The 7,880-nt window shown below is 44.3% G+C and carries 6 protein-coding genes and 4 tRNA genes; all 10 read right to left on the bottom strand.

Annotated elements, in window-relative coordinates; genetic code table 11:
- Window positions 1–599: 599 nt before the first annotated feature.
- On the bottom strand, window positions 600–1,271 hold the full coding sequence (locus tag RYO92_RS10355) for a CvpA family protein (RefSeq protein ID WP_315272615.1): 672 nt from the start codon (window positions 1,269–1,271) through the stop codon (window positions 600–602).
- A 3-nt stretch (window positions 1,272–1,274) separates the two neighbouring features.
- Window positions 1,275–3,383: a tetratricopeptide repeat protein gene (locus tag RYO92_RS10350; protein ID WP_315370329.1), complete on the bottom strand. Its 2,109-nt coding sequence runs from the start codon at window positions 3,381–3,383 to the stop codon at window positions 1,275–1,277.
- A gap of 17 nt (window positions 3,384–3,400) precedes the next feature.
- Window positions 3,401–3,997, bottom strand: a complete 597-nt coding sequence (recR, locus tag RYO92_RS10345) for a recombination mediator RecR (RefSeq protein WP_007158335.1) — start codon at window positions 3,995–3,997, stop codon at window positions 3,401–3,403.
- Window positions 3,997–4,338 (bottom strand): YbaB/EbfC family nucleoid-associated protein, encoded by a 342-nt coding sequence (locus RYO92_RS10340; RefSeq protein ID WP_304069578.1) that lies wholly within the window; start codon window positions 4,336–4,338, stop codon window positions 3,997–3,999. Before RYO92_RS10340 ends, recR begins: the two co-directional genes overlap by 1 nt.
- A 138-nt stretch (window positions 4,339–4,476) precedes the next feature.
- On the bottom strand, window positions 4,477–6,057 hold the full coding sequence (gene dnaX, locus RYO92_RS10335) for a DNA polymerase III subunit gamma/tau (protein ID WP_314346420.1): 1,581 nt from the start codon (window positions 6,055–6,057) through the stop codon (window positions 4,477–4,479).
- Window positions 6,058–6,155: 98 nt separating this feature from the next.
- On the bottom strand, window positions 6,156–7,238 hold the full coding sequence (locus RYO92_RS10330; RefSeq protein ID WP_315370328.1) for a 6-phosphofructokinase: 1,083 nt from the start codon (window positions 7,236–7,238) through the stop codon (window positions 6,156–6,158).
- A gap of 103 nt (window positions 7,239–7,341) precedes the next feature.
- Window positions 7,342–7,415 (bottom strand) — tRNA-Met (locus tag RYO92_RS10325).
- A 9-nt stretch (window positions 7,416–7,424) separates the two neighbouring features.
- Window positions 7,425–7,497: transfer RNA gene (locus RYO92_RS10320), tRNA-Val, on the bottom strand.
- Window positions 7,498–7,536: 39 nt separating this feature from the next.
- Window positions 7,537–7,618, bottom strand: a tRNA-Tyr gene (locus RYO92_RS10315).
- A 21-nt stretch (window positions 7,619–7,639) separates the two neighbouring features.
- Window positions 7,640–7,713: transfer RNA gene (locus RYO92_RS10310), tRNA-Asp, on the bottom strand.
- Between the last annotated feature and the right edge of the window lie 167 nt (window positions 7,714–7,880).

Raw genomic sequence — 7,880 nt, 5'->3', positions numbered from 1 at the left:
CATGTGTTAGGCACGCCGCCAGCGTTCATCCTGAGCCAGGATCGAACTCTCATAATGAGTACTTTTCTTAAAGAAAAGTACGTAATGTACCAGACTACAGCGTAAGCTGTACCCTGCGAAGCAGGGCTCCGAACTTGCTTCAAAGCAAGGAGGAGGTCCAATACATAGAATCTGTCATCACTGACAGTTTAAGTTCAGTCCAAGTCAAAACGCGCTTAGCTTGTTTTTCCTTTTTACTGTTAAAGTTTGTTTTCGCTGCACATTTCTGTGCTTCTGAATTTTCTCTGCCGGAACTCCGGCTTTTCGTTCTTCTTAGAAGAACTTCTTTTCAAGAATCTTCAGGGTCTGTGTATTATTCGATCTTTGATTTTCAAGGTTCAGTTTTGCAAAAAGTTTTCCGGTTCACCTCGGCTAAAGCCTTGATTTTCCTTGCTTTCTTTCCGCATTTGCTGTCTTGTTTTTTGCGACAGCTTGTGTATCTTAACACCCGTTTATGGGACTGTCAAGCAATTTTTTGCCTTTTTTTTAGATTTTTTTTCCATTTTCAGGAAACAACTATATCTTGGTTTAAAGGCTTCTATATCTTGTTTTTCCTTCTGTTAATTCATAAAAAAAATTCTTGTAAACAGATTGCTTTCCTTCAAAATATAGGGAATACTCCCCGGTCGGGAAAAGCCTTCCAAAATCGTATCCTTTAGGGGGAAGTTAGGCAGAATACTGAGAAGAATCAAGGCGAACCAAAGCCAAAACACCCATTCCACCGCTGATAACGCCGCTCCGGAGAGCCGGTTTACCAGGTTAAGTCCCGGTAATTTAAAGAGATACTCCAAAATTTGAAAGCCAATTTTCAAAAGAATCCGAAGAATAAGATATAAGATTACAAAGAAAATCACGCTATAAACCAGCTGGAAGATTTTCTCCGAAAGATTGGCCTTCCATTGTTCCAGACCGATAAACTGATAGAACAAATCAATGTTTTCCATAGACTTGTCCGGTGTAGGATTGCTGCCTATCACATCGGAAAGCTGCGCTCCCTCCCTCTGAATCGGGAAGAAAAAGCCTGCAATATTTTGCACCAGCTTCTGCAACTCTTGATTCTTGGCAAGCTCCTGCTGTGCCACTGGCATAAGCAGCTTTGCCATAGCAATGGAGAGAAGCAGGGAGGTCATCGCAAATATTTTTTTTAATAATCCCTTCTTGTAGCCATGCCATACCATGGCACTAAGGGAAAGGAGTAGGACTAAGCCTACTCCCATTTCACTCATTCCCATATTTTACCCCATAAAATGTTCTTCTCGTAAAATCAACTTATCGTCCTTATTGTACTTTGGACGAAGGAAAGAACTTAACTTCTTGCCAAGGCTTGGTTTCTCCGCCTGGTCTGCGGCTTCCTCCACCAGGTCCTCCGCACTTTGCTTATTCAGAATAATTCCGTCCTCTTCCATAAGCTGAATTCTCTCATAGAGAGCGGTGATTCCCTTCTCCGTGATGGCACAGTCAATGCTGTCGGCATAAGATATCGCATATTCCGCAAACTCGTCTATGCTCATTCCCACATTTTTCTTTTCCTTTTGACCAAGAGGAGAATGCTTTTCCAACGCATCGGAAATAGCGGATAAGTCTTCTTCCTCTTCCCTGATTGGAGCTTCTCTTCTCTCTTCTCTTACAGAAGGAGCATCCTCAACAGCTTCCTCTTCTATTTCCTCGTCATAGTCTTCATTTTCATCATCATAATACTCATCCTCGGGCTCTGCATCTTCGAAGTCCCGAGAATCGGCTTCCTCACGGATTGCCGATGGAGCTTCCTGCTTTTCCTTAGCTTCTTCCTTCCGGGCTTCTTCCTCCAAAACCTCGGTATAGGGACGTGCCGGTCTGTCGAAAATGGAAGGCTTATGGGGAACATACTCTTCTTCCACAGTCTCTTCCGGCTCTTCCTTCTCCGGTTCCTCTACGGAAGCCTCAAGATCCACGTCTTCCAGATCGTTATCCTCTTCTTCCTCCGGCTCTTCCTTGTTGGAAACGATGTCGAAGTAGTCGATAAATCTGGGTCTATCCTCAGCCATACGATCAAAATGATCGTACACATCCACCAATATAATAGAAGAAGCGTCCTTCGGATTTTGAATGTATCTTTCGATTTCATCCACAACGGAGTACTTCAGTTTTCCGGCTTCTTCAATAATTAAATCTCTTTCCTTCAGCTTCTCCGCAAATGGAGCGAAGCCCTTTTCATTAAGCTTGTCCGCATTGGTTTTCGCTACCTTAAACGCAAGATTGTATTCCTGATGGAAATACTTGATTTCCTCTACCGCAATCTTGAAGCCTTCTTCCAGAGTGTCCGCTTCAATAATCATGTGGTAGGTGGGGATAGACTCATCCTTATCCGTTGCTGCCGGAGTTTCCTCCTGTGCCGCTTCCTTTCCTTCGGCCTTCTCCTCGGAGCTGTCCTCGGAATATTTTTTGGATGCTTCTTTGGAATCTTCCGGGGACATATTATCGGAAGTTTGATCGGAAGCTCCTACAGTCTCCTCCTTGGAAAATGCTTCTGTTTCCGATTCCTTTTCCTGCTCCGGTTTTTCTTCCGACCGACTTAACGCATTGCTCTCCGCCTGCTTTTCTTTTTCCCTTTGGATTTCTTCTCTGCTTACTTCCTTTGGCGCCAATGCTTCTGAAGCTTCTTCCGGAACTTCTCTAACAGAGGGCTTGTCCTCATATACGCCCCGTCCGGAACTCTTCTTCTCTTCGAAAGCAGATTCTTCCTCCGGAAGGGCAAAGCTTTCCTTTCGGAGTGCTCTTCTTGTATCTTCTTCAAAGGGACGATACTGAAGCTTTAAATCCTGGGCCTTATCCACATATTTTCCCATACCGAAAAGAAGAATCATCTTATCACAAAGGGCGATGCAATCCTCTTCTCTTCCGGCTTCACCATAAAGCTTTGCCAACTCATAAAGCCACTTCTCATCCAGCTCGGTTTCAGTAAACTGCTCCAAAGGTCCTACCAGCTGGGAGGCCATTGCTCCCTTTGCCTTCAAAATCTTATAGCGAAGCAGGTATTTTCTGGGATCCTCAGGACTGACATCCAGGAATTCCTTGTAAAATTCAATAGCCTCTTCGATAGAGCCGGAACGTAAGGACAGCTCTGAAAGCTTATAAAGAAAACGCTTTCCCACCGGTGCTCTCTCAAAGGCCATCAGCAGAATATCCTTAGCCTCTTCGTACTCTCCGTTGTACTCATAAATATCCGCAATAGAAGAAAGAAGGTTTGCATTACGCACCCTATTCCAGTCAATGGTATCCGCAATCTGCATAGCAGTCTTGTAATCTCCCTGACTGCTTAACTTTTTAATCTGTTCTGCCTTGATACTAAACTCGTACTTGTCCATAATACCCCTTCCACTTCCTATAAACTGACTCTTCCGTCCAATGCTCTAAGAAGTGTTATTTCATCAATATTTTCTATATCTCCCCCTACAGGGACCCCGGAAGCAATACGGCTTAAGGGCACTCCTAAAGGTTTAATCAGCTTTGTGATATAGCTTGCGGTGGTTTCTCCTTCCAAAGAAGAGTTGGTGGCAATAATCACCTCTTCCACCTCTCCCTGCAAACGAACCATCAGCTCCTTCAAACGGATGTCCTCCGGTCCGATACCAAGCAAAGGGGAAATCGCCCCGTGGAGAACATGATAAACCCCCTGATATTTGCCTACTCGTTCATAGGCGGACATATCCCTCGGGTTTTCCACCACCATAATCTGTTTATGGTTTCTTTCCGCACTACTGCATACCGGGCAAAGCTCCCCATCCGTTAAGGTACAACAGCATTTGCAGTAGCGAATACTGTCTCTGGCCTTTTTGATGCTGTCGGCCAAAGCGTAGGCCTGTTCTTTCTCTCCGTTAATCAGAAAGTAGGCTAATCTTTGTGCGGACTTCGGACCTATGCCGGGAAGCCTGGAAAGCTCCTGCACCAGACGGTCCATATCCTTGGAAAAATACTCCATTAAAATCCTAACCCCATTCCGCCGGTAAGCTTGCCCATTTCCTGATTGGATTCCTTTTCAATGTCGGAAAGGGCCTGGTTCATTGCCAGAACAATCATTTCTTCCAAAGTTTCCACATCTTCCGGATCTACGGCATCCTTATTCAAACTGACACTTAAGACCTTTCTCTCCCCGTTCAGCACGACCTTAACGGCACCGCCTCCGGCCTGAGCTACGTATTCCTTTTTTGCCAGCTCCTCCTGGGTTTCTTCCAGCTTCTTCTGCATCTTCTGATACTGCTTCATCAGATTATTCATATTCATGCCGGGCATTCCCCCGCCAAATCCACCATGCTTTGCCATAGCTCCTCCTTAATTTTAAATTAAGCATAACTTTTACTATTTTACCATGAATCCCAAGAATAAATCTATGCGAAATCTTATAATTCCCTTACAGTGTGAGATTTTTATCCTTTTATTTTAGCGAATCCAAGCCTTGATTTATTCCTGATCGCTAATCTCAATCGTCATGGAAATTTTATTTAAATCTTCATCGGAAACATATTTGGTACTGCGTTCTTCCGTTTCCACCTTTCCCAAAACAAAATGAAATTCCTTTTGATATTTTGCGGAAATCACCTTCCCGATTTCCAGGAGTTCCATATCAGTAAGTACATTGGAAAGCATGCCCAGGCTCGGTGCAATGACCATGGATTTCTTATCCTTTGCCGGATAAACTCTGGATTTCGCCAAGGCCTGTTTCACCGTGGGAGAATCAAAATAGTTTTTGATGATATCCCAGTCCTTCTTTAAAAGCATATAGTCCTCATACTGGGCTTTAGGAAGGACAACTTCCTTTTCCATGGCCTCCGGTACATCTCCATTTTCCTCCTTGGAAAATGCTGTCCTTTCTACAGGAAGAAAGCTTCCCTTCTCCATCTTTTCTTCCAGCTCCCGCAATCTTTGTAAAAGAGCATCCGTCTTCCCTTCCATCTCCGGATGAGCCAGCTTAACCAATGTGCTTTCCAACAGAACACGCTTCTGTCTGGCAAAACGATACTGCTGTAAAAGCTCTGTCAATAAGCGAATGCCCCTAAGTATTTCTTCCATGGAAAGGCTTTCCCCGTCGGAAAGAAGCTGTTTTTTATTTTCTGCGGATAAATCCATCAAACCGTCAATCTTCTCTACGGTTTTCGCCAACATGATATTACGATAATAATTCAGTAAATCGGAAGTATATTGGCTAAGCTCCTTTCCCTGCTCCAAAACTTCGGAAACTAAGGTCATTGCTTTTGCTATGTCTTTCTCTCGAAGGGAAGCAATCATTTGGGAAAATGCTGCGGTATCCACCGCTCCCAATATTTTCAAAGTATCTTCATAGCTAATTTCTCGCTGAAAATCATAGCTGGCACACTGGTCCAAAAGGCTCACCGCATCACGCATGGAGCCATCTCCCATCCGGGCAATATAATGAATAGCCTCCTCTTCAATGGCAATATGCTCTTCTTCCACAATATGTCTCAACCTGTCCGCAATAATGTCTGCAGGAATTCTACGAAAATCATAACGCTGACAGCGGGAAAGAATGGTAATGGGTAGGGCGTTCGGCTCCGTAGTAGCCAAGATGAATATGGCGTATTCCGGCGGCTCCTCCAGCGTTTTCAAAAAGGCATTATGGGCCGACTCTGTCAGCATATGCACCTCGTCGATGATATATACCTTATAGCGCATGCCTACAGGTGGATACTCCACCTGTTCCCGAATCAAGCGGATATCATCCACCTTATTGTTACTGGCTGCGTCCATTTCATATACGTTAATACTGGTATTGGACAAAATGGCCTTACAGTTTGCACACTCGTTACAGGGATTTCCATCCTTAGGATTTAGGCAATTCACAGCCCTTGCCAAGATTTTCGCCATGGAGGTTTTACCCGTACCTCTGGTACCACAAAAAAGGTAAGCATGACCAATACGATCATGACTTACCTGATTCTTAAAGGAACGAGTGATGGCATCCTGTCCAACCAAATCATCGAAATCCCGGGATCTCCATTTTCTGTATAAAGCGGTATATGACAATTCTTCTTATCCCTTCTATATCGTTAAAACAGATAAAATTGGCGCCTAAGTTCATCAAGTTCTTTTTAAATAAGCTCTATACAAAACTTCATCTTCGGCTACTCTTCATCTCCAAAAGAAATACCCAGCATCTTGGCTTCCTTCACAATTCCGGAATCCGGATCCACCGTTTTTAATTTACCGGCAATATCTGCCAAAGGAACCGTTGTGATTTCATTATTCTTTAAAGAAAGCATCACACCGTATTTTTCCTTCTTAATCATTCTGGCAGCTTCCGCACCGATTCTTGTGGCAAAAACACGGTCATAGGGAACCGGCTGTCCACCTCTTTGGGTGTGTCCGGGAACAGTTACCCTAACCTCTGCACCGGTTTTTTCTTCTATTTCCTTCGCCAGCTTATAGGCTACGGAAGGATGATTCTTCCTATCCTCCGCAAGCTTCTTCTTTAATTCCTTCTTTGTCAGTTTAGATTCATCCTTGGAAATGGCACCTTCCGCTATAGCTACAATAGAGAAACGAGAACCACCGGCATGACGCTCCGCAATCTTTTTACAAACCGCATTGATATCGTAGGGTATCTCCGGAACCAAAATAATATCGGCGCCGCCGGCAAGTCCGGCATAAAGGGTAAGCAGTCCTACCTTATGTCCCATAATCTCTACAATAAATACTCTACCATGGCTGGCAGCCGTAGTATGAATACAGTCAATGGCATTGGTAGCTACTTGAACGGCAGAATAAAAACCGAAGGTCATATCTGTACCGTACAAATCATTATCAATGGTCTTGGGACAACCGATAACATTCAATCCTTCTTCCGACAAAAGATTAGCTGTTTTTAAAGAACCGTTACCCCCTAAAACCACAAGACAATCCAGGCGAAGCTTTCTATAAGTATGCTTCATCGCCTCAACTTTGTCCAAGCCATTGGCATCCGGTTCCCGAATCTGTTTGAAGGGTGTTCTACTGGTTCCCAGAATAGTTCCGCCTTCCGTCAAAATTCCGGAGAAATCGGAACGCTCCATCTTACGATATTCATCATAAATCAAACCTTTGTAACCATCCAGGAAACCATAGATTTCCACGTCTCCCAATAAGTTATATAGGCTTTTTCCTACACCGCGCATGGTTGCATTTAAAGCCTGACAGTCTCCTCCACTGGTTAATATTCCTACTCTCATCCTTACCCCCTTCTACTTACTATGGCAGTAATCTTGCTTTTCTACAATAGAACAAAGTATACGGAAAAGCAATAAAAAAAAGAGACTTTAAAAGTCTCTTTCGTTGCGGGAGATGGATTTGAACCAACGACCTTCGGGTTATGAGCCCGACGAGCTACCAGACTGCTCCATCCCGCGATAATCAAATGGGGCCTACAGGGCTCGAACCTGTGACCCTCTGCTTGTAAGGCAGATGCTCTCCCAGCTGAGCTAAGACCCCAGTTGTGTAGATTACTCTACATAAGACATATTGTCTCAATGGATGGAGGTGGATTCGAACCACCGAAGTCAGTGACAACAGATTTACAGTCTGCCCCCTTTGGCCACTCGGGAATCCATCCATATATAAGCCCTAAGGCTAGCGACCCGGAACGGATTCGAACCGTCGACCTCCGCCGTGACAGGGCGGCGCTCTAACCAACTGAGCCACCGGGCCATATCGTACCTGCTAATGAAACTAAATCACTAAGGAAAGGTCTGAACCCCAAAGTACAATACGATGACATCCGCCAATCCTAAGTAAACAACATATCAAAGATTATTCCAGACTAGACTTTAGACAAAAACCAGACGCATTGGATAAGCCCTCGACCTATTAGTAAC

It is taken from the genome of Oribacterium sinus (assembly GCF_963553175.1).
Lineage (GTDB): Bacteria > Bacillota > Clostridia > Lachnospirales > Lachnospiraceae > Oribacterium > Oribacterium sinus_B.
The sequence above is the reverse complement of the archived record's forward strand: the minus strand, read 5'-3'. Positions and strand labels throughout refer to the sequence as shown.